Origin of the sequence: Pseudomonas sp. Root569, assembly GCF_001427465.1 — a bacterium.
In the GTDB taxonomy this organism is placed as follows: domain Bacteria; phylum Pseudomonadota; class Gammaproteobacteria; order Pseudomonadales; family Pseudomonadaceae; genus Aquipseudomonas; species Aquipseudomonas synxantha.
The window spans coordinates 203822-224735 of the sequence record NZ_LMGQ01000025.1; the positions used below are offsets into that span (position 1 = coordinate 203822).

The 20914-nt window shown below is 60.7% G+C and carries 18 protein-coding genes; 10 read left to right on the top strand and 8 right to left on the bottom strand.

Annotated features, from left to right (window positions below; all coding sequences use genetic code 11):
• Positions 1–94: 94 nt before the first annotated feature.
• The 4 genes from ASD70_RS21300 to ASD70_RS21315 form a co-directional block, all read right to left on the bottom strand.
• A complete protein-coding gene (locus tag ASD70_RS21300; RefSeq protein ID WP_046071374.1) occupies positions 95–853 on the bottom strand; it encodes a helix-turn-helix domain-containing protein in 759 nt (252 codons plus the stop codon).
• Positions 854–916: 63 nt separating this feature from the next.
• Positions 917–2359: an amidase gene (locus ASD70_RS21305; protein WP_056847394.1), complete on the bottom strand. Its 1443-nt coding sequence runs from the start codon at positions 2357–2359 to the stop codon at positions 917–919.
• The gene (locus ASD70_RS21310) at positions 2356–3666 is read right to left on the bottom strand and encodes a citrate-proton symporter (protein ID WP_056847395.1); all 1311 of its coding nucleotides are present in this window, start codon (positions 3664–3666) and stop codon (positions 2356–2358) included. Before ASD70_RS21310 ends, ASD70_RS21305 begins: the two co-directional genes overlap by 4 nt.
• 170 nt (positions 3667–3836) lie before the next feature.
• Positions 3837–5015, bottom strand: coding sequence for a M20 aminoacylase family protein (locus ASD70_RS21315; RefSeq protein WP_046071371.1), 1179 nt, complete (start codon positions 5013–5015; stop codon positions 3837–3839).
• A gap of 495 nt (positions 5016–5510) precedes the next feature.
• Here ASD70_RS21315 and ASD70_RS21320 point away from each other — a divergent pair, with 495 nt between their 5' ends.
• Both ASD70_RS21320 and ASD70_RS21325 read left to right on the top strand, forming a co-directional pair.
• Complete coding sequence (locus ASD70_RS21320) at positions 5511–6917, top strand: PAAR domain-containing protein (protein ID WP_056847396.1); 1407 nt, start codon at positions 5511–5513, stop codon at positions 6915–6917.
• Complete coding sequence (locus tag ASD70_RS21325; RefSeq protein ID WP_046071370.1) at positions 6914–7303, top strand: hypothetical protein; 390 nt, start codon at positions 6914–6916, stop codon at positions 7301–7303. Before ASD70_RS21320 ends, ASD70_RS21325 begins: the two co-directional genes overlap by 4 nt.
• A gap of 125 nt (positions 7304–7428) precedes the next feature.
• On the opposite strand, the gene ASD70_RS21330 is transcribed toward ASD70_RS21325, so the two are convergent.
• Both ASD70_RS21330 and ASD70_RS21335 read right to left on the bottom strand, forming a co-directional pair.
• Positions 7429–7743 carry a hypothetical protein gene (locus ASD70_RS21330; protein ID WP_046071369.1) on the bottom strand — a complete coding sequence of 105 codons (315 nt, stop codon included), beginning with the start codon at positions 7741–7743 and terminating at the stop codon, positions 7429–7431.
• Positions 7740–8813: a serine hydrolase domain-containing protein gene (locus ASD70_RS21335; RefSeq protein ID WP_056847397.1), complete on the bottom strand. Its 1074-nt coding sequence runs from the start codon at positions 8811–8813 to the stop codon at positions 7740–7742. Before ASD70_RS21335 ends, ASD70_RS21330 begins: the two co-directional genes overlap by 4 nt.
• 188 nt (positions 8814–9001) lie before the next feature.
• Between ASD70_RS21335 and olsB the strand changes: the two genes are divergently transcribed.
• Both olsB and ASD70_RS21345 read left to right on the top strand, forming a co-directional pair.
• Positions 9002–9757: an L-ornithine N(alpha)-acyltransferase gene (gene olsB / locus ASD70_RS21340; protein ID WP_003189352.1), complete on the top strand. Its 756-nt coding sequence runs from the start codon at positions 9002–9004 to the stop codon at positions 9755–9757.
• Entirely contained in the window at positions 9757–10548 is a 792-nt protein-coding gene (locus tag ASD70_RS21345; RefSeq protein WP_056847398.1) for a lysophospholipid acyltransferase family protein, read from the top strand. The genes olsB and ASD70_RS21345 overlap by 1 nt, the downstream gene beginning before the upstream one ends.
• Positions 10549–10592: 44 nt before the next feature.
• Here the strand turns inward: ASD70_RS21345 and ASD70_RS21350 are convergent, their stop codons facing one another.
• The gene (locus tag ASD70_RS21350; RefSeq protein WP_056847399.1) at positions 10593–11177 is read right to left on the bottom strand and encodes an acyl carrier protein phosphodiesterase; all 585 of its coding nucleotides are present in this window, start codon (positions 11175–11177) and stop codon (positions 10593–10595) included.
• A 154-nt stretch (positions 11178–11331) separates the two neighbouring features.
• On the opposite strand from ASD70_RS21350, the gene ASD70_RS21355 reads away from it, so the two are divergent.
• The 3 genes from ASD70_RS21355 to ASD70_RS21365 are packed head-to-tail and all read left to right on the top strand — an operon-like array spanning position 11332 to position 13926.
• Positions 11332–11658 carry an ArsR/SmtB family transcription factor gene (locus ASD70_RS21355; protein WP_043050013.1) on the top strand — a complete coding sequence of 109 codons (327 nt, stop codon included), beginning with the start codon at positions 11332–11334 and terminating at the stop codon, positions 11656–11658.
• A 14-nt stretch (positions 11659–11672) separates the two neighbouring features.
• A complete protein-coding gene (locus ASD70_RS21360; protein ID WP_056847400.1) occupies positions 11673–12839 on the top strand; it encodes an MFS transporter in 1167 nt (388 codons plus the stop codon).
• Between the two features lie 31 nt (positions 12840–12870).
• Positions 12871–13926, top strand: coding sequence for an alkene reductase (locus ASD70_RS21365; protein ID WP_056847401.1), 1056 nt, complete (start codon positions 12871–12873; stop codon positions 13924–13926).
• Positions 13927–14230: 304 nt separating this feature from the next.
• Here ASD70_RS21365 and ASD70_RS21370 read toward each other — a convergent pair whose 3' ends face one another.
• Entirely contained in the window at positions 14231–14863 is a 633-nt protein-coding gene (locus tag ASD70_RS21370) for a TetR family transcriptional regulator (protein WP_046071361.1), read from the bottom strand.
• A 265-nt stretch (positions 14864–15128) separates the two neighbouring features.
• On the opposite strand from ASD70_RS21370, the gene ASD70_RS21375 reads away from it, so the two are divergent.
• The 3 genes from ASD70_RS21375 to adeC are packed head-to-tail and all read left to right on the top strand — an operon-like array spanning position 15129 to position 20896.
• Complete coding sequence (locus tag ASD70_RS21375) at positions 15129–16277, top strand: efflux RND transporter periplasmic adaptor subunit (RefSeq protein ID WP_043050009.1); 1149 nt, start codon at positions 15129–15131, stop codon at positions 16275–16277.
• 3 nt (positions 16278–16280) lie between these two features.
• Positions 16281–19442, top strand: coding sequence for an efflux RND transporter permease subunit (locus ASD70_RS21380; RefSeq protein WP_046071360.1), 3162 nt, complete (start codon positions 16281–16283; stop codon positions 19440–19442).
• Positions 19439–20896 carry an AdeC/AdeK/OprM family multidrug efflux complex outer membrane factor gene (gene adeC, locus ASD70_RS21385; RefSeq protein ID WP_046071359.1) on the top strand — a complete coding sequence of 486 codons (1458 nt, stop codon included), beginning with the start codon at positions 19439–19441 and terminating at the stop codon, positions 20894–20896. The genes ASD70_RS21380 and adeC overlap by 4 nt, the downstream gene beginning before the upstream one ends.
• Positions 20897–20914: the final 18 nt, after the last annotated feature.

Sequence of the window (20914 nt, forward strand, 5' to 3'; positions counted from 1 at the left end):
TGCTCCCGAAGGCGGTGGATCAGCAACTCATCCAGTGGCTGACACCCTGCTATCGGGAGCAAGCCCCCTCCCACATGGGTCCGGCGGCGACTGTTCAGGCCAATGCCCGCTGGACTTCGCAGATCGTTTCTTCAAGGCTGGCCATATGCAGGTTCAACACCCGCTCCACCGGCGCCTGATGCATCGGCCAATGCAAGGCCATGCTGCCCACCAACCGGCCATGGGCGCGCACCGGCAACGCCACCGCCCGGATCAGGAACGGCAGACGCACCGGGTATTCCCAATAGCCCTCGGTACGCTGGCCGAAACCCTGGTGCTGGGTGTGCTCGCACGCATGGTATTGCTCATCGGCGGCCACCCGGTCGCGGCCCGCCAGGCGTTGCACTTCATCAAGGGGCAGTTGCGTCAGGCACGCCTTACCCATCGCCGAGTGGAACAGGCTGGCGTACTGGCCGACGATCTGGCAGTTGTTCGGGTACAGCTTGCGCAACACACTGGGAATCGCGCTCTCCATGACTTCCAGGCGCTCGCCGTCGAAACAGGACAAGTCCACCACCAAGCCGGTGCGTTCGCTCAGCTCCACCAACCACGGCGCCGCGCTTTCCACCACCTGGCGCCTGAAGCGTTGCTGGGTATCGCCAAACAAACGTCGTGCACGCAGGCGGTAGCGCCGATCGCTCAGGCCGCGATAGACCCAGCCCTGTTCCTGCAAGGTCAGCAACATGCGCGACACCGTGGCCTTGGGCAGGCGCGTGAGGTAGTGCAGTTCCTCCAGCCCCAGGGCCTGGTGCTCACCCAGCAACTCGACGATTGCCAGTGCGCGCTCAACCGAGCGTACGGTGCCTGTGTCCATGTTCGATCTCCCTGTTGCCGGTGGATGATCATTTTCACAGCAAGATGCAGGCCCGGTCGCGGCTCAGCCGGTCGCTGCAAGACATTCCGGCGGCCGGCGTCGTACCCATTGGGTCAGCTGTTCATGGGCATAGGCCAATTGCAGCACGGCGCGGTCCGCCTGGGCCGGGCCGATGATTTGCAGGCCCATGGGCAGGCCCCGGGGGTTGAAGCCCACGGGGATGCTCATGCTCGGCAAGCCGGCCAGGGTTGGGCCGATCACCACTTCCATCCAGCGGTGATAGGTGTCCATTTCGCGCCCGGCCACATGGCACGGCCACGCTTGTTGTGCATCGAAAGGGAACAGTTGAGCGGTAGGCAGCAGCAGGAAATCGTAACGCTCGAACAACTTGGTCAGGGCTCTATACCACTCGCTACGATCCACCGACGCCTGGTACACCTGCTGGGCGCTCAAGCCGAGGCCGCCCTCCACTTCCCATTGCGCTTCAGGCTTGAGCAGTGCACGTTTTTTCGGGTTGGCATAGGCCGCGCCGAGGTTGCCGTGCACCAGCCAATGGCGGTGTACCAGCCAGCAGCGCCACAGTCGAGCCATTGAAAAGTCCGGCTGGCAGCCTTCTACTTCGCAGCCAAGCTCGGCGAAGTCACCCAGGGCGGTTTCGCACAGGCTCATCACGCCGTCTTCCATCGGCAGATAACCATTGTAGTCCCCCAGCCAGCCCAGGCGTGCGCCTTTGAAGTCGCGCTGCAGCGGCTGGCCCAGCATCGCGGGATCATCCTGGGATGACAACGGCGCCCGTGGGTCGTAACCGGCCTGGATGCTCAGCAACCGCGCCACATCCGTCACGCTGCGGCCCATCGGGCCTTCGGTACCCAACTGCTGCACGAACAGTTCCGGCATCGGCCCGTGGGGCACACGCCCCTGAGATGGGCGCAAGCCGAACACATTGTTGAACGCCGCCGGGTTGCGCAGCGAGCCCATCATGTCGCTGCCATCGGCCACCGGCAGCATGCGCAGCGCCAGGGCCACCGCCGCCCCGCCGCTGCTGCCGCCGGCCGACAGGCGCGGGTCATAAGCATTGCCGGTGGTACCGAACAGCGTGTTGTAGGTATGGGAGCCCAGGCCGAACTCCGGCACGTTGGTCTTGCCGATGATGATCGCGCCATTGGCCCGCACCCGCGCCACGCTGATGGCGTCTTCACTCGGCACATGCTCGGCAAACAACGGTGAGCCCAGGGTGGTGCGCAAGCCTTGGGTCGCCGCCAGGTCCTTGATCGCCTGGGGCATGCCGTGCATCCAGCCGCGGGACTTACCCTGGTCCAGCTCACGATCAAAGGCTCTCGCCTCGGCCAGCACGGCATCGCTGTCGCGCAACGACACCAGTGCATTCACCCTGGGGTTAAAGCGCTGGATCTGCGCCAGGTACGCCTGCATCACCTCTTCACACGACACCTGCCGCCCATGGATCGCTCGCGACAGTTGCGTGGCATCCCAATCAACAATACTCAAGGCTTCACCTCGCTTGAAAACGGCAGCGGTTTTTTCGCCCGCGGTGCCTCCTGCATGCAGTAAGTGCCCAACAGCGTCAGCACGCAAGCGAACAACACATAGAACGACGGCGCCACCGGTGTGCCCAACACTTTGCTCAACCAAGTCACGATCAGCGGTGCAAAACCACCGAACACCATCACCGCTACGTTATAGGCCACCGACACGCCGGTGGAGCGCACCTCGATGGGAAACTGCTCGGCCAACGCCGTCGGCGCCGGGCCGAAGAACCCGCCAATGGCGGTGCACAGCATCACCTGCATCACTAGCAAGCGCTCGATGGACGGCGCGGCGGCCACCCAGACATAGAGCGGGTAGACCATCACGAAGAAGGCCAGGGTGAACGCCATCAGCACCGGCCGTCGCCCCAGGCGATCCGAAAGCAGGCCGGACAACGGAATCACCACGGTCATCAGCGCCACCGCAAACATCTGCACCATCAGCACCTCGTCCAACGGCAGGCCGAGGTTCTTGTGGGCGAAGGTCGGCATGTTCACCAGCACCACATAGAACGACACCGTCGCCCCACAGGCCAGGCCCATGGACACCAGGATGCTGCGGCGATGATCACGCAACACATTCATCAGGCTCGGCGCCGGGCCGGTGGCGTTTCTGCGCGCCTCAATGAACTCTTCCGGGTCTTCCATGTGCCGACGAATCCACAACCCCACCGGGCCGATCAGCAAGCCCAGCACGAAGGGCAGGCGCCAGCCCCACAGGTCGAGGGTCTCGGGGGAAAAGAAGTGCGTCACCAGCGCCACCATCGCTGCTCCCCCAAACACCGCCAGGCACTGCCCCACCAACTGCCACGAGCCGTACAAGCCCTTGCGATGGGCCGGCGCACTTTCTACCAGGAACGCGGTGGCACTGGCGTATTCCCCGCCGGTGGCAAAGCCCTGGAGCATGCGCGCCACCACGATCAACAGCGGCGCTCCCATGCCGATGGCCGCATAGTTTGGCGCAAAGGCGATCATTGCGATGGACACGGTCATCAGCCGGATAATCAACTGCATCGCCGCCTTGCGGCCTTTGCGGTCGGAGTAGATACCCAACAGGATGCCGCCCACCGGGCGCATGAAAAAGCCCACGCCAAAGGTGGCCAAGGCCATCAGCAGCGAAGCGTATTCATCCTCGGAGGGGAAGAATTGCCGGGCGATGATGCTGGCCAGAAAGCCATAGACGATAAAGTCGTACCACTCCAGCGCGTTGCCGATCACGGCCGCCACCACTTGGCGGGTGCGGGAGACGCCAGGTTTTGAAGTCTGCATGAGGAACACTCCATTCAACCGATAAGGGAAAGGGTCCAGCGGCAGAAAAAAGGTGTTGCTGTAGGAGCGAGCTTGCTCGCGAAAATCGTCAACGATGACGCAGCGCTTTCAGGTAGCCCGAGTCGTCTGTTGGTTTCTCGCGAGCAAGCTCGCTCCTACGGGTATTCGGATCATCCAGCTGGTTTCAACCAGCTCTCGGCCAGCGCGCCCCAATAGGCGGCGCCGGTCAGCAGGATGTCGTCGTTGAAGTCATAGGCGGGGTTATGCACCATCGGCCGCGATACGCCATTGCCGATAAACAGGTAGCTGCCGGGGCAGCGTTGCAGCATCCAGGCGAAGTCTTCGCTGCCCATCAGCGTGCGGGTGTTGCCGTCCACGGCGTCGGCGCCGAGCAAGGCTACGCCGACCTGGCGGGCAAACTCGGTTTCTTCGGCGTGGTTGACCAGCACCGGATAGGCCGGGCGGTGTTCGATCTGCACCGTGCAGCCGAAGCTGGCGGCCTGGGTCTGGATGATCGCGTTGACCCGCTCGAGCATCTGCTCGCGCACCTTGGGGTTGAGTGCGCGCAGGCTCAGGCGCAATAACGCTTGCTGGGGAATCACGTTGGCCGCCTGACCGGCCTGCAAGGCGCCTACCGTGACCACGGCGGCTTCCTGGGTGTCGATATTGCGCGCCACCACCGTCTGCAGGGCCATGACCATACTCGCGGCCGCTACCAACGGGTCCACGGTCAAGTGCGGCATGGAGCCATGGCCGCCGACGCCTTCGAGGGTGACAGTGAGCAAGTCCTGGGAGGCCATCATTGGGCCAACTCTTAACCCCAAATGCCCTGCTGGCAAGCCCGGCATATTGTGCATGCCAAACAACCCATCACAGGGAAAACGCTCCAGCAAACCCTCCGCCAGCATCGCCTCGGCACCGCCCTGGCCTTCTTCGGCGGGTTGGAAAATCAGATTCAGCGTGCCGTCGAATTGCCGCGTCGCCGCCAGGTAGCGGGCAGCGCCGAGCAACATGGTGGTATGACCGTCATGCCCGCAGGCGTGCATGCAACCGGCGTGCTGGCTGGTGTAGTCCGCGCCGGTGTTTTCGATGATGGGCAAGGCGTCCATATCGGCACGAATGCCCAGCGTACGCGAACTGCTGCCGTTACGCAGCACACCGACCACACCGGTCTTGCCGATGCCGGTATGCACCTCATACCCCCACTCCCGCAAGGATTGCGCGACCAGTGCCGAGGTACGGTTCTCTTCAAAGCCAAGCTCAGGATGAGCATGGATATCGTGACGCACAGCGTGCAAGTCGCTGGCAACGTCGCTGAGCCAATCCAGGATGTGCTGGTGTGGGCGCATGGTGATTCTCCTCACAGGCGGGTGTTCCCGTTCTTGTTGGCGACACACCGCCAGCTAACCGCGATGTGGGCGCGAGGACAATCAAAGGTGGTTCCACCCAGTGGAACCTAAGGCCAACCATTTTCTTAAAATCTCTGGAGATCAAAATGTGGGAGGGGGCTTGCTCCCGAACGCGTTGCTTCAGTCACTGATGTTGTGAATGACACGCCGCAGTCGGGAGCAAGCCCCCTCCCACATTATGATCTTCATACATCCGCTGGATCTCACCGCGTCATTGAGTGCACTACGCCGGGCGTCGCTGAGCTATCAGACTTATACGACTAAATACCCGGAAACGTCCGACTTTACCCTAAGTAAATCCCTCTCCAAAGTTTGGCTTGCCACTGACTCTCCCTTGCTCGTTTACCTCGATTGAAATGCGTCACGCGTTAGTTTTCTTGTCGAGACGAGGAGGAAAGTACGGCCAAAAAAACTTAATGGATAAAGGGAAAAACAATGAGCGTAGGTTATTTCATTGGCCTGGGTGACAAGACCACTTGCGGCGGGGAAGTGCTGGACGGAGATAAAAGAGTCAACATCCATGGCCTTCTTCATGCCTGCGAAGGTGATCGAGTTACCTGTGGCAAGGATGGGCAAACATATAAGATCGTCGGTGGCATTTCTTACATGAACAGTCATGGCCGGCTTATGGCCGGTACGTTGGACAGTTACAGCGACTGTCCCTGTAAAGCCGAGCTGATTCCTTCAGTGTTTTCAGCTCAATATGGTAAAGATAGCGGCGCTACGAACTCCGCCAGACGAGCAGCCGAACCGGTCCGAGCCGCTACCAGTTGGGCGGCGCCTTCTCAAAGCGCTTACAAGCCGCCAAGCCATTCAGTCCCGTCTGCATTTAACGGCCTATCGGGCCAGGAGCCAGGTTTTTATATCGTGCCCAAAAGCGTGACTCGCGAAGCCTTGGAGGCCACGCTTTTTCCGATTCGCGACCCGGCGGTGATGCGTAAGTTTCAATCGCTGAATCCCAATACAGGTCACTTCAAAGCCGGCTCAATGGTCGTGCTCAGCGATCCGAACAACACCTCCTGCACTTATCAGGAAGCGCAGTTGATGCAGGCCGCTCAACAAGTCGATGCCTCCCTGGATTCCCTTACGCCGGACGAGGCCGACTTTCTGTATCGACACGGTGCCGAAATCGCCAGCTTCATAGGCCATACCTCAACCTGGCTCGGCGTCAGCGCGGTGGTGATGGAAACGCACCTGAATAACTTGCGCAACACCCTCCAGGCCATCGAGCGTCTACACCAACAAACTTATCGTCAGCACGGCCACCTTAAGTCGTCGCAGTTCTTCACGGATCGCCAGCGTCTTATGAGCCAGCTGGATGCTCATCTGTTGAATTCCACTCGGCTGCGTGGCCAAACCACCCTGGGCGATCACCCCAAGTTGAAAACGGCCCTCGGCATTTCCAGTCGCAGCTTGGTGCACCATTGGGACAAGGCCGGTGCGCCGGGGCAGATTCCGGGTTATTCCGCGCATGTGGAAGCGACCAGCCGCGCTACCAGATACATGAAGGCGGGTGGTTACATTGGGATTGGGCTTGGCGGCGTATCCTCCTTGCTGGCGATACAACAGGTTTGCAATAACGATTCCAGGGCGGCTTGCGAAAAGATCAAGTTCACAGAGGGTGGAAAGTTCGCAGGCTCGGTTGGCGGCGGCGCATTTGGCGGATCGGCAGGCGGTGTTGCTGGTGGCGCGATCTGTCTTGCACTTGGTGTTACGACCGGTATAGGAGGCGTTGTGTGTGTCGCGACTTTAGTTGGGACAGGCGCATGGGCGGGTACGACTATCGGCGGTATGCGTGGAGAACAGATAGGCGAAAAACTGTACGAGAAAACTTTGCCATGACAACGGATGAGTCTTGGAATGCCTGGTTAGAAATCTGGCTTTTGGCCAGCCCATTCCTTCTTGGATTTACTGGTCTCGCGCTTAATCTCTATCTTACTCACCGTCACATGGATGCCATAAAAGAGGCTTTGAAAAACAGCCGTTATATCTATCTTTGGGGAGACAGCCTTGGGAAGCGCGGTTTGATTTGGTCTCTTTTGGAAATGTCACAAATTGCCGGAATGATCCTGATGCCAAAGGTGCATATCCGGCATGGCAACTTGGATCCAGTGGACTTTGAAAACTTCCCACCCTATCTAAAACGTCTTTTCATAATCGTTACAACGCTGATCTGTACGGCTTTGATTTGGTTGGCGGCTGCATACATTCTGGCAAAGTTCAGGTAACCCAAACGGGCCTCACCCGAGGCCCGACATCAGCAAAGAATCAGACGCAATACCCGCCAATACGTAAGTTGACTGACCCACCGTCTTCGCGAGCAAGCCCGCTTCCACAGGGGTAATGTGGGGTGTCAGGGAGTCAGGCGACACCCCTGCCGCTCCCCCAACCACCTAGCCGTATGCGTACGCCCCAACCCACTCGCCGTCACTTCACTGCGCTCAGGCGTGTCGATCAACGCACTGGTCGGCACGTACTGCTTCACATACCCACGGCAATACTGCGCCGGGTTGTTTTCCACATACCGGCACGAGCAATACTCCTTGGCGGTGTATGCCGCGATGATGTCGGGGAAGGCTTGCAGGTTGACGCGCTCATGCCACACCCAGCCCAGCAGGGCGAGCAACAGCAGCAGAAACAGACTGGTAAACGGCCGACGGCGGATCATGGTTGCACCGCCGCCAGCACGCGTTTGAGCAGTTCGTTGTGCCGATAGCTGCCGTCGCGGTCATCGCCGTAACGTACGATCACCAAGTGTTCGTCCGGCAGCACGAACAGCGCTTGGCCCCAGTGGCCCAATGCGGCGAAGGTATTGGCGGGGGCATCGGGCCACGGTCTGGACGCACCCGTGTTGAGCCACCATTGGCCGCCGGGAACCGCTTCATCCTGGCCGCTTTTGTATTTGGCGAACGGCTGGCGATTGAAGGCGACCCATTCTTCAGGCAATAACTGTTGCTCACCCCAACGTCCACCCCGCGCCATCAGCAGGCCGACACGCGCCAGATCGCGGGCGGTGAGGTAGGCATAGGACGAAGCGACGAAGGTTTCATCGGCATCGGTTTCCCAGGTCGCATTGCGAATGCCCAACGGCTTGAACAACGCATCCCACAGATAGCTCATATACGCCTTGTGGCCGAGCATGCCCTTGAGGGCCGCAGACAAGATGTTGCTGTCGCCACTGGAATAACGAAACGCCTGGCCCGGGGCAGCAGCAGCGTCGGTACTGGCGGCAAACTCGGCCATATCGCCACGACCTCGGGTGTAGAGCATCGCCACCACCGAGGATTTCAGCGGCGCGTATTCATAGTCTTCCTGCCAGTCCAGGCCCGAGGCCCAGTGCAGCAGGTCGGCCATGGTCACCTTGGGATGCTGCTTCATCGGCGGGTAGAAACGCGCAACGGGGTCGCTCAACTTGAAGCGGTTTTCGCCGTAGGCGACTCCAAGCACCGTGGCCATCAGGCTTTTGCTCACCGACCAGGTCAGGTGCGGCGTGCTGGCGGTGGATGGCGCGGCGTAGCGTTCGTAGATGATTTCGCCGTCACGAATGACCAGCAGCGCATCGGTACGAATGCCTTCGCGGCTGGTGTCGTCACGGGGCGGGAAAGCGTAGGCGTCCAGTGCATCGACAGCGGGGCCATTGAGTGGTGCGCCCATGGCCCAATCCTTTTCAGGCCAGGTTTCGGCGCGGGCGGTAACGGTGACAAACAGCAGGGCAACGCACAACAGGCCTCGGACCATGGACGCAAACTCAAGGGGGGGCATTCAAGCCCGCGAGCCTAGCGCAGGCCAATGACAGATTTGCTACACAGGGTCTGTCATCCAACCGTCACCGTAACTTCATGGAGATGACACCGAGGCTACATAGCCTGACTTTGGACAACAAAGTCGACTGGCCGTACAACCTGGCCGGCACTCGGAGACTCGCTATGACTCAGATCGCCCGCATCAGCGACAAAGGCAATGAACGCCGTCTGCAAGCCGAACGCCTGGTGGGCGCACAGGCTTTGCAGGAAGCCCAGGCCCTGCGGTTCAACGTGTTCAGCGGCGAGTTCAACGCCAAGCTGAAAGGCGCGGAACTGGGCCTGGACATGGATGACTATGATGTTCACTGCAGCCACATCGGCGTGCGGGATTTGAACAGCGGTCGACTCGTCGCCACCACCCGTCTGCTCGACCACCAGGCCGCGAGCACCCTGGGCCGGTTCTACAGCGAAGAAGAATTCAGCCTGCATGGCCTGCTGCACTTGCAGGGCCCGATCCTCGAAATCGGCCGCACCTGCGTCGACCCGGCCTACCGCAACGGCGGTACCATCGCGGTATTGTGGGGCGAGTTGGCCGAGGTGCTCAACCAGGGTGGCTACAGCTACCTGATGGGCTGCGCAAGCATCCCGATGCACGATGGCGGTATCCAGGCGCACGCGATCATGCAGCGCCTGCGCGAACGCTACCTGTGCAACGAACACCTGCGCGCCGAACCGAAAAAACCGCTGCCGGCCCTGGACCTGCCGTCCAACGTCATCGCCGAGATGCCACCACTGCTCAAGGCCTATATGCGCCTGGGCGCAAAGATCTGCGGCGAGCCGTGCTGGGATGAAGACTTCCAGGTTGCCGACGTGTTCATCCTGCTCAAGCGCGATGAGTTGTGCCCGCGTTATGCGCGGCACTTCAAGGCGGCCATGTGATGAGCCGCCTGCGTGTGTACGGGCGCATCGCCCGGGTGCTGCTGGTGGTGGCGCTGGGTTTGAGCATGGCCAGTGTGTTTGGCCTGTTCGAGCGCTTGGGTGTCGCCAACTCGATGGTGCGACGCCAGCGTTGGTCGCGGTTCTTTATGGCGCGCCTGAGCAACGCCCTGCCCTTTCGCGTGACGGTGCACGGTAAGGTGCCGCAACAGCCGATGCTGTGGGTGAGCAATCACGTGTCCTGGACGGATATCCCGCTGCTGGGCATGGTCACGCCGATGTCGTTCCTGTCCAAGGCCGAAGTGCGCACCTGGCCGGTGGCAGGCTGGCTGGCGGCCAAGGCTGGCAGCCTGTTTATCCGTCGCGGCGCGGGCGACAGCCAGTTGATCCGCAAGCAGATGACCCGTCATCTGGAGCAACAGCACCCGTTGCTGATGTTTCCCGAAGGCACCACCACCGACGGGCGCAGCCTGCGTACCTTCCACGGGCGTTTACTGGCCAGCGCGATTGAGGCGGATGTGTCGCTGCAACCGGTAGCGATCCGTTATTTGCGCGACGGCCAGGTCGACCCGCTGGCACCGTTCATTGGCGATGATGATTTGCTCTCGCACCTGATGCGCCTGTTTTCCAATGACCAAGGCAATGTGGAAATCCATATGCTCAAGCCCATTGCCTGCGCCGGGCAAGAGCGTGCGGCGTTGGCGTTCCAGGCGCAGCAGGCGGTGCAGAAGGCATTGTTTGGGCCGGTGCCGGAGGTTGAGCCAGTAAATACTCGGCCTGCGTTTGCGGCCTAAAGTGGGCACGGTTAAATGTGGGAGGGAGCAAGCCCCTCCCACATTTAATTCTGTGTAGCCTGCTGGGTTTGTGCGAATGCCTGTAACTCTGGGTAGAACTCACTGAAGTCTCTGCTCAGTGGTTCATACAACACCCGCAACTCCTGCATCGCAAACCCCAACGCGTCTGGGTCAGTCAGCCGCCGCGAAATCCCACGCAGCACCTGCTCCATCACCGCAAACTCGCGATACGAGCCCAGCCAATCATCCGCCGCCATGTAGGGCGCAATCTGCGCCAGCCGCCCCGGCAAAGCGGGTTCGGCCGCCAGCACGCGATACACCTGCGAGGTAAAACGGTCCAGGGGCTGGTCGGCATACAGTGCCCAATCCCGCGCCAGGCAATGGTCGAAAAACACATCGAGGACGATCCCGGCATAGCGCCTGCGGGTCAGGCTGAAACGCGACAACGCCTCGCCCACCAGCGCATGGCTATCGGTAAAACGATCAATGGAGCGATGCAGCTGGATCGCCGCTTCGATTTGCGGGCTGAACTGGCCCTGCAAGCGACCTTTGACGAAGTCGCCATAGAGGCTGCCCAGCAGTTGCGCAGGAAGTTGGCCGCCCAGGTGCAGATGTGCGAGATAATTCATGGCGCGCAGTCTAACACTGCCTTTAACATATCGTTATAACCCGATATACCGATTAAGCCTGACCTCAGATCAAATTCATATTGGTATATCGGGATAGACCGATTTAAAGTTCGCCTCATCGCGATATAACGCTTTACGACACCGAGCACCTGCCATGTCCATTGACCTCGACGAAATAATAAAAGCCCTGGCGCACCCAGTACGACGAGACATCCTCACCTGGCTGAAAGACCCGAAGGTGCAATTCCCCGAGCAACTGCACAACCATGAATACGGCATCTGCGCCGGGCAGATCGACCAGCGCTGCGGCTTGTCCCAGTCGACCGTGTCGGCCCACCTGGCCACTTTGCAACGAGCCGGGTTGATCAGCAGCCAGAAGGCCGGGCAATGGCACTTTTTCAAACGCAACGAGGCAGTGATCCAAGCCTTTCTCGCGGCGCTCACCACTGAACTCAGCGCTGATATGAGCGCACCGCTGTAATAAAGGAAACGTAGATGCCCCTCTCGCTACTCATACTGGCCCTCAGCGCCTTCGCCATCGGCACCACCGAATTCGTCATCATGGGGCTGCTGCCTGATGTGGCGGCGGACCTGGGCGTGTCGATTCCCGGCGCCGGCTGGCTGGTTACTGGCTACGCCCTGGGCGTGGCCATCGGTGCGCCGTTCATGGCACTGGCCACCGCCAAGCTGCCACGCAAGGCCGCCTTGGTAGCGTTGATGGGCATTTTCATTATCGGCAACCTGCTCTGCGCCTTGGCCAGTGACTACAACGTGCTGATGTTTGCTCGCGTCATCACGGCGCTGTGCCACGGCGCCTTCTTTGGGATTGGCTCAGTGGTCGCGGCCAACCTGGTACCAGCCAACAAGCGCGCTTCGGCCGTGGCCTTGATGTTCACCGGCCTGACCCTGGCCAACGTGCTCGGCGTACCACTGGGCACCGCCCTGGGCCAGCAAGCGGGCTGGCGTTCGACCTTTTGGGCGGTGACCGTGATTGGCGTGATCGCCTTGATCGGCCTGATCCGCTTCCTGCCGGCCAAGCGTGACGAAGAAAAACTCGACATGCGTGCCGAACTGGCAGCCCTCAAGGGTGCCGGCATCTGGTTGTCGCTGAGCATGACGGCATTGTTCGCCGCCTCCATGTTCACCCTCTTTACCTACGTCGCACCGCTACTCGGCGATGTCACCGGCGTGTCACCGAAGGGCGTGACCTGGACCCTGCTGCTGATCGGCCTGGGCCTGACCGTGGGCAATATCATCGGCGGCAAGCTGGCGGACAAGCGCCTGGCGGCCACCCTGATCGGCGTGTTCATCAGCATGGCGGTTGTCTCAACTGTCCTGTCCTGGACCAGCGTCGCGCTGATCCCCACCGAAATCACCCTGTTCCTGTGGGCCACCGCTTCGTTTGCCGCCGTACCGGCGCTGCAAATCAACGTAGTGACCTTCGGCAAGGCGGCACCGAACCTGGTGTCCACCTTGAACATCGGCGCTTTCAATATCGGCAACGCCCTTGGCGCCTGGGTCGGTGGCAGCGTGATCGCCCATGGTTTCGGCCTGACCAGCGTGCCGCTGGCCGCCGCAGCACTGGCGATTCTGGCCCTGCTGGTGACCCTGATCACTTTCCGTCAGAGCGGCGATGCCGACCTGGCCCCTGCGACCAACTGATCAATCCACTTAAAGAGAAGGGTGTTATCCCATGACGACTATTTTCGATCCGATCACACTGGGCGACCTGGAACTGTCGAACCGCATCATCATGGCGCCGCTGACCCGCTGCCGCGCCGACGCCGGTCGCGTGCCCAACGCGCTGATGGCCGAGTACTACGCGCAGCGTGCCTCCGCCGGGCTGATCCTCAGCGAAGCCACCTCCGTGACGCCCATGGGCGTGGGCTACCCGGACACCCCAGGCATCTGGTCCAACGACCAGGTGCGCGGCTGGGCCAACATCACCAAGGCCGTACACGGTGCGGGCGGCAAGATTTTCCTGCAACTGTGGCATGTGGGCCGCATTTCCCACGAGTCCTACCTGGACGGCGAAACCCCGGTGGCCCCCAGCGCGATCCAGGCCAAAGGTCACGTCAGCCTGGTTCGTCCATTGGCCGACTACCCGACCCCACGCGCCCTGGAAACCGCTGAAATCGCCGACATCGTCGACGCTTACCGCGTAGGTGCCGAGAACGCCAAGGCTGCAGGGTTTGACGGCGTGGAAATCCACGGAGCCAACGGTTACCTGCTCGACCAGTTCCTGCAAAGCAGCACCAACCAGCGCACCGACAGCTACGGTGGCTCCCTGGAGAACCGTGCGCGCCTGCTGCTGGAAGTGACCGACGCCGCCATCGAAGTCTGGGGCGCCGGCCGCGTGGGCGTGCACCTGGCACCGCGTGCCGATGCGCACGACATGGGCGACGCCAACCTGGCCGAAACCTTCACCTACGTCGCCAGCGAACTGGGCAAACGTGGCATCGCCTTCATCTGCTCCCGTGAAAAAGAAGGCGCGGACAGCCTCGGCCCACAACTGAAAAAAGCCTTCGGCGGCGTGTACATCGCCAACGAACGCTTCACCAAGGACAGCGCCAACGCCTGGCTGGCCGAAGGTAAAGCCGATGCCGTGGCTTTCGGCATTCCCTTCATTGCCAACCCGGACCTGCCGGCGCGCTTGAAGGCGGATGCAGCGCTGAATGAGCCGCACCCGGAAACCTTCTATGGCAAGGGCCCGGTGGGTTATATCGATTACCCGACGCTGCCGATCTAACTGACTGAAACAGAAAAACAAACTGGGAGGGAGCTTGCTCCCGATAGCGGTGGCTCAGTCAACACATCATTGACTGACACACCGCTATCGGGAGCAAGCCCCCTCCCACATTTTGACTGTATGTAGCCACTTGGAAACATTGCTTCACAGAACCGCAACAATATCGCTACAAAATACTTAGCCGGCTACCTATCAACCGCAGGCCAGCCCGTATATAAAGTCACCCCGCCAATCAGGCAAAGGGACGATTGACTGTCTCTGGTCTTTACTGTTGACACAACTGGATGCAATTACGCATTTTGTCTCAATTGCGCAGGCTGGGGCTCAGGCGCAGCATGTCCAGCCCTATGTCAGCCCAGCGCTCGGCGTCTTGATGCAGTTGAAAACTGTCAGGCACCAACAGCCACTGTCCGATCAGACCGTGGATAAACGCATGGATGCATATGGCCCCGCGGGTGGTATCGAGCGTTTCCGGCAGTTGCCCGCGATGGACCGCGTTACGCAACGTCAAGCCGATACGCAGGTTGCATTCAAGACTGTGGGTCTGGCGTTGGCGGCGCATGTCACACATTTCATCGGTGAACTCGCACTTATGAAACAGGATTTCGTTGATGCGCCGGGTTTTCGGGTCCAGGGCCACTTCATGGTAGAGATGAATCAACAACTTGCGCATACAGCCCAGCGGGTCGACTTCGTCCTCGCTTTCACTGGCGCGGGCCAATTCGTCCAGGGGCTCGTGCAGCGTGTCGAGCAATGCCTGAAGCAAATCGGACTTATTGCTGAAATGCCAGTAGATGGCACCGCGCGTCACCCCCGCCAGCGCGGCGATGTCCGCCAGGGTGGTGCGCGCCACGCCACGCTCATAGAAGGCTTGCTCAGCGGCTTGGAGAATCTGGCTGCGCGTTTCTTGAGCTTCCTCTTTGGTGCGACGAACCATGGCAGTAAAACCTCAATCGGGACACTGTGGATGGTGCTTGACCATCATCTGAATAATTGTGGGACGACGCCGTCAGGGGCGCCGAACGTACTAGAATCGAGGCTTGGGGCGCTGCTTTGTCAACATTGCGCACGGCCTGTCAAGAGTTTACAAACAACCATGAACGTAAGTATATTGCGTAGCAAGCTACTTATCCACTCACAGCCTGTTTTTTACCTTTCCACACTTCTTGTGCGCACTCTGCGCGCCTGACCCGAGGATCTTCATGCAACTTAAGCCAGCTGTTACCGCTCTGGTCACTGCCGTCGCCCTGGCATCGCTGCTCAGCGGATGTAAAAAGGAAGAAGCGGCACCGCCCGCTCAAACCCCTCAGGTCGGCGTGGTCACCATTCAACCGCAAGCCTTTACCCTGACCACCGAGTTGCCAGGCCGCACCACGGCCTATCGCATCGCGGAAGTCCGGCCTCAGGTTAACGGCATCATTCTCAAGCGCTTGTTCAAGGAAGGCGCGGATGTGAAGGAAGGCCAGCAGTTGTACCAGATCGACCCGTCGGTCTATGAGGCGACACTCAAGAGCGCCCAGGCCAAGCTGACCCAGACCAAGTCGATCACAGACCGCTACAAGCAACTGGTCGATGAACAGGCCGTCAGCCGCCAGGAATACGACACCGCCGTCGCCGACCGCATGACCGCCGAAGCCGACCTGCAGAGCGCCCAGATCAATGTGCGCTACACCAAGGTGTTCGCACCGATCTCCGGGCGTATCGGCCGCTCTTCGGTCACCGAAGGCGCACTGGTCAGCAATGGCCAGGCCGATGCCATGGCCGTGATCCAGCAACTGGACCCGATCTACGTCGACGTTACCCAGTCCTCGGCTGAAATGCTGAAGCTGCGTCGCGACCTTGCCAGTGGCCAACTGGAGAAAGCCGGCGACAACGCGGCCAAGGTCAAGCTGACCCTGGAAGACGGCACGCCTTACGCCCAGGACGGCAAGCTCGAATTCTCCGAAGTGTCGGTCGACCAGACCACCGGTTCCGTGACCCTGCGTGCCGTGTTCCCCAACCCTGACCATGTGCTGCTGCCGGGCATGTTCGTGCACGCCCAGCTGCAAGCGGGTGTGAACAGCAAGGCCATTCTCGCTCCGCAACAAGGCGTGACCCGGGACCTCAGGGGCATTCCGACGGCGCTGATCGTGAACAAGGACAACAAGGTCGAGCAACGCGAACTGGTTGCCAACCGCACTGCCGGTGCCTACTGGCTGGTGGAAAAAGGCCTGGACGCCGGTGACCGCGTGATCACCGAGGGCCTGCAATTCATCAAGCCGGGTATCGAAGTCAAGGTCAAGGACGCCGACAACGCCAAACCCGCCGGTACTGCTGCAGCGCCTGCTGCCGCTGCTGGTCAAGGGGAGTAATCCATGTCGAAATTTTTTATCGACCGTCCCATTTTTGCCTGGGTAATAGCCCTGGTGATCATGCTGGTCGGGGCACTGTCGATCCTGAAGTTGCCCATCAACCAATACCCGGCCATTGCGCCAACGGCCATTGATATCCAGGTGACCTACCCAGGCGCGTCCGCACAAACCGTGCAAGACACCGTGGTTCAGGTCATCGAGCAACAGCTCAACGGTATCGACAACCTGCGTTATGTCGCCTCGGACAGTAACTCCGACGGCAGCATGACCATCACCGCGACGTTCAACCAGGGTACCAACCCGGATATCGCCCAGGTCCAGGTGCAGAACAAGCTGAACCTGGCCACCCCGCTGCTGCCGCAAGAAGTGCAGCAACAGGGTATCCGCGTGACCAAGTCGGTGAAGAACTTCCTGATGGTAATCGGTCTGGTGTCGGAAGACGGCAGCATGACCAAAGACGACTTGTCCAACTACATCGTGTCCAACATCCAGGACCCGATTTCCCGTACCTCGGGTGTAGGTGACTTCCAGGTCTTCGGTTCGCAGTACGCCATGCGTATCTGGCTCGACCCGGCCAAGCTGAACAACTACCAGCTCACCCCGGTGGATGTCAGCAACGCCATCAAGGCGCAGAACGTGCAGGTGGCCACCGGCCAACTGGGCGGCCTGCCTGCCCTGCCCGGTACCCAGCTGAACGCCACCATCATCGGCAAGACGCGCCTGCAAAGCGCTGAAGAGTTCGCCAAGATCCTGATGAAGGTCAACACCGACGGCTCCCAGGTTCGCCTGGGTGACGTCGCGCGTATCGAGCTGGGCGGCCAGAACTACAGCATCAGTGCGCAGTTCAACGGCAAGCCGGCCTCGGGTATGGCCATCAAGCTGGCGGCAGGTGCCAACGCATTGGACACCGGCAAGGCCATCCGCGAAACAGTGAAGTCCCTGGAGCCGTTCTTCCCGCCGGGCATGAAGGCGGTGGTGCCGTATGACACCACCCCGGTAGTGACCGAATCGATCTCCGGTGTGGTTCACACCCTGGTCGAAGCGATCGTGCTGGTGTTCCTGGTGATGTTCCTGTTCCTGCAGAACTTCCGCGCCACCATCATTACCACCATGACCGTACCAGTGGTATTGCTGGGTACCTTCGGGATCCTGGCCGCATGCGGCTTCACCATCAACACCCTGACCATGTTCGGCATGATCCTGGCCATCGGCTTGCTGGTGGACGATGCCATCGTGGTGGTGGAAAACGTCGAACGGGTAATGGCCGAGGAACATCTGTCGCCCAAAGAAGCGACGATCAAGTCCATGGGCCAGATCCAGGGCGCCCTGGTGGGTATTGCTTTGGTACTGTCGGCGGTACTGCTGCCGATGGCGTTCTTCGGTGGTTCCACCGGGGTGATCTACCGCCAGTTCTCCATCACCATTGTTTCGGCGATGGCGTTGTCGGTCATGGTTGCCCTGATCTTCACCCCAGCCTTGTGCGCCACCATGCTCAAGCCGATCGATCCGGAAAAGCACGGCCAACCCAAGCGCGGCTTCTTCGGCTGGTTCAACCGCACCTTCGACAGCGGCGTACTCAAGTACGAGCGCGGCGTGGGCGGCATGATCAAGCACAAGATCCCGGCATTCCTGGTGTATGTGCTGATCCTGGCCGGCATGATCTGGATGTTCACCCGTATCCCGAGCGCGTTCCTGCCTGAGGAAGACCAGGGCGTGATCTTTGCCCAGGTGCAGACACCGGTCGGCTCTTCGGCTGAACGTACGCAAAAAGTCATCGATGACATGCGCGCCTTCCTGCTGCATGACAAGGAAGGCGAGCCAGGCGAAGGCAAGTCAGTGAACTCGGTGTTTACCGTAAACGGCTTCAACTTCGCCGGCCGTGGCCAGAGCTCGGGCCTCGCGTTTGTGATGCTCAAGCCATGGGATGAGCGTGACTCGACCCAATCGGTATTCGAAGTCGCCAAGCGGGCCCAGGGTTACTTCTTCGGAGCCTTCAAGGACGCAATGGTATTCGCCATCGTGCCACCTTCGGTTCTTGAATTGGGTAACGCCACCGGTTTCGACGTGTTCCTGCAAGACCAGGGTGGCGTCGGCCACGACAAGCTGATGGCTGCACGTAACCAGTTCCTCGGTGCGGCGGCGCAAAGCAAGGTACTGGCAGGCGTACGTCCAAACGGCGTGAACGATGAACCACAGTACGAGCTGACCGTCGACGACGAGAAAGCCAGCGCCCAGGGCATCAGCCTCGCCGATATCCAGCAGACCCTGGCCATTGCCCTGGGTGGCAGCTACATCAACGACTTCATCGACCGTGGTCGTGTGAAGAAGGTGTATGTGCAAGGTGACGCTGCCAGCCGTATGGCGCCGGAAGACCTGGACAAATGGTACGTGCGCAGCGACTCCGGGAAGATGGTGCCGTTGTCGGCCATTTCGTCGGGCAAGTGGATCTTCGGTTCGCCGAAGCTCTCGCGATACAACGGTGTAGCGGCGATGGAAATCCTCGGTACCCCGGCGCCGGGCTACAGTACCGGTGACGCGATGGCGGAAGTCGAACGCATTGCCAAGGAACTGCCGGCCGGCATCGGCTACTCCTGGACAGGCCTGTCGTATGAAGAACGCCTGTCCGGCTCCCAGGCACCTGCGCTGTACGCACTGTCGCTGCTGGTTGTATTCCTGTGCCTGGCGGCACTGTACGAAAGCTGGTCGATCCCGATTGCGGTGATTCTGGTGGTGCCACTGGGTGTGATCGGTGCGCTGATCGCTACCAGCATGCGTGGCTTGTCCAACGACGTGTTCTTCCAAGTGGGCTTGTTGGTGACGGTGGGCCTGGCGGCGAAAAACGCCATCCTGATCGTGGAATTCGCCAAGGAGCTGCATGAGCAAGGCAAAGGCATCGTCGAGGCGGCGATCGAAGCTTCGCGGATGCGTCTGCGCCCGATCATCATGACGTCCATGGCGTTCGTGCTCGGCGTACTGCCGCTGGCAATTTCCAGTGGCGCAGGCTCAGGTAGCCAACACGCAATCGGTACCGGCGTAATCGGCGGTATGATCACCGCCACCGTGCTGGCGATCTTCTGGGTGCCACTGTTCTATGCAACCGTGTCCTCGGCTGGCGAACGCAAAAAGAAAGACACTACTGAAACTCCTAAAGAGGCTGGCCAATGAGCAAGTCGCTACTTTCCCTAGCCGTCACGGCATTCGTGCTCAGTGGCTGCTCGCTGATACCTGACTATCAGCGTCCCGATGCGCCGGTGGCCGCGCAGTTCCCGCAGGGGCCGGCGTATTCGTCGGCCCAGGCGCCGGGCCAGGCCGCTGCCGAGCAAGGCTGGAAGCAGTTTTTCCATGACCCTGCCCTGCAGCAGCTGATCCAGACCGCGTTGGTGAACAACCGTGACCTGCGTGTCGCGGCCTTGAACATCGACGCCTATGCGGCGCAGTACCAGATCCAGCGTGCCGACCTGTTCCCGGCCGTGTCGGCCACCGGCAGCGGCAGCCGCCAGCGCACCCCGGCCAAGCTGTCGCAGACCGGCGAAGCAGGCATCACCAGCCAATACTCGGCCGGCCTCGGGATCAGCTCTTACGAGCTGGACCTGTTCGGTCGCGTACGCAGCCTGAGTGAAGAAGCGCTGCAAAAGTACTTCGCCACTGAAGAGGCGCGGCGCAGCACCCAGATCAGCCTGGTGGCCAGCGTGGCGAATGCCTACCTGACCTGGCAGGCCGACAAGGAACTGCTCAAGCTGACCCAGGACACCCTCGGTGCTTTCGAGCAGAGCTTCAAGCTCACCTCGCGCAGCAACGAAGTCGGCGTGGCCTCGGCGCTGGACCTCAGCCAGGCACGCACCTCGGTGGAAAACGCCCGGGTCCAACTGGCCCGGTATACCCGCCAGGTGGCCCAGGACGAAAACAACCTGACCCTGCTGCTGGGCACCGGCCTGCCGGCGAATATCGCCAGCAAGCCGCTGTCGGATAACCTGCTCAGCGAAGTCCCTGCCGGGTTGCCATCGGACCTGCTGCAACGTCGTCCCGACATTGTGCAGGCCGAGTACAACCTCAAGGCGGCCAACGCCAATATCGGCGCGGCCCGTGCTGCGTTTTTCCCGAGCATCAGCCTGACCGCCAGCGCCGGCACCGCCAGCCCTACCCTGGGCGGCCTGTTCAAAGGCGGCTCGGGCACCTGGGCGTTCGCCCCGCAGATCAACATCCCGATCTTCAATGCCGGTAGCCTGCGCGCAAGCCTGGACTACTCGAAGATCCAGAAAGAGATCAACGTGGCCAACTACGAGAAAGCGATCCAGACCGGCTTCCAGGAAGTCTCCGACGGCCTTGCCGCACGGGCGACCTACAAGCAGCAACTGGACGCCCAACGTGGCTTTGTCGAGGCTAACCAGGACTACTACCGCCTGGCCGAGCGTCGCTACCGCATTGGTGTCGACAGCAACCTGACCTTCCTCGACGCCCAGCGCCAACTGTTCAGTGCCCAGCAATCGCTGATCACCGACCGCCTTGCGCAGCTGACCAGCGAGGTCAACCTGTACAAGGCCCTCGGCGGTGGCTGGAACGAACAGACCGCACAGAACGAGCCATTGAAAGAAGAAGCACCGCCCTTGAAGCTGTTCTGATAGTGCAGGTGTAAAAAA

What these genes read in the sequence shown, in the direction of transcription:
- ASD70_RS21335 (WP_056847397.1), bottom strand. Translation starts at nt 8,813, where the DNA reads ATGGTCCGAGGCCTGTTGTGCGTTGCCCTGCTGTTTGTCACCGTTACC.
- ASD70_RS21350 (WP_056847399.1), bottom strand. Translation starts at nt 11,177, where the DNA reads ATGAATTATCTCGCACATCTGCACCTGGGCGGCCAACTTCCTGCGCAA.
- ASD70_RS21320 (WP_056847396.1), top strand. Translation starts at nt 5,511, where the DNA reads ATGAGCGTAGGTTATTTCATTGGCCTGGGTGACAAGACCACTTGCGGC.
- ASD70_RS21380 (WP_046071360.1), top strand. Translation starts at nt 16,281, where the DNA reads ATGTCGAAATTTTTTATCGACCGTCCCATTTTTGCCTGGGTAATAGCC.
- ASD70_RS21310 (WP_056847395.1), bottom strand. Translation starts at nt 3,666, where the DNA reads ATGCAGACTTCAAAACCTGGCGTCTCCCGCACCCGCCAAGTGGTGGCG.
- ASD70_RS21355 (WP_043050013.1), top strand. Translation starts at nt 11,332, where the DNA reads ATGTCCATTGACCTCGACGAAATAATAAAAGCCCTGGCGCACCCAGTA.
- olsB (WP_003189352.1), top strand. Translation starts at nt 9,002, where the DNA reads ATGACTCAGATCGCCCGCATCAGCGACAAAGGCAATGAACGCCGTCTG.
- ASD70_RS21370 (WP_046071361.1), bottom strand. Translation starts at nt 14,863, where the DNA reads ATGGTTCGTCGCACCAAAGAGGAAGCTCAAGAAACGCGCAGCCAGATT.
- ASD70_RS21330 (WP_046071369.1), bottom strand. Translation starts at nt 7,743, where the DNA reads ATGATCCGCCGTCGGCCGTTTACCAGTCTGTTTCTGCTGCTGTTGCTC.
- adeC (WP_046071359.1), top strand. Translation starts at nt 19,439, where the DNA reads ATGAGCAAGTCGCTACTTTCCCTAGCCGTCACGGCATTCGTGCTCAGT.
- ASD70_RS21300 (WP_046071374.1), bottom strand. Translation starts at nt 853, where the DNA reads ATGGACACAGGCACCGTACGCTCGGTTGAGCGCGCACTGGCAATCGTC.
- ASD70_RS21325 (WP_046071370.1), top strand. Translation starts at nt 6,914, where the DNA reads ATGACAACGGATGAGTCTTGGAATGCCTGGTTAGAAATCTGGCTTTTG.
- ASD70_RS21360 (WP_056847400.1), top strand. Translation starts at nt 11,673, where the DNA reads ATGCCCCTCTCGCTACTCATACTGGCCCTCAGCGCCTTCGCCATCGGC.
- ASD70_RS21375 (WP_043050009.1), top strand. Translation starts at nt 15,129, where the DNA reads ATGCAACTTAAGCCAGCTGTTACCGCTCTGGTCACTGCCGTCGCCCTG.
- ASD70_RS21365 (WP_056847401.1), top strand. Translation starts at nt 12,871, where the DNA reads ATGACGACTATTTTCGATCCGATCACACTGGGCGACCTGGAACTGTCG.
- ASD70_RS21315 (WP_046071371.1), bottom strand. Translation starts at nt 5,015, where the DNA reads ATGCGCCCACACCAGCACATCCTGGATTGGCTCAGCGACGTTGCCAGC.
- ASD70_RS21345 (WP_056847398.1), top strand. Translation starts at nt 9,757, where the DNA reads ATGAGCCGCCTGCGTGTGTACGGGCGCATCGCCCGGGTGCTGCTGGTG.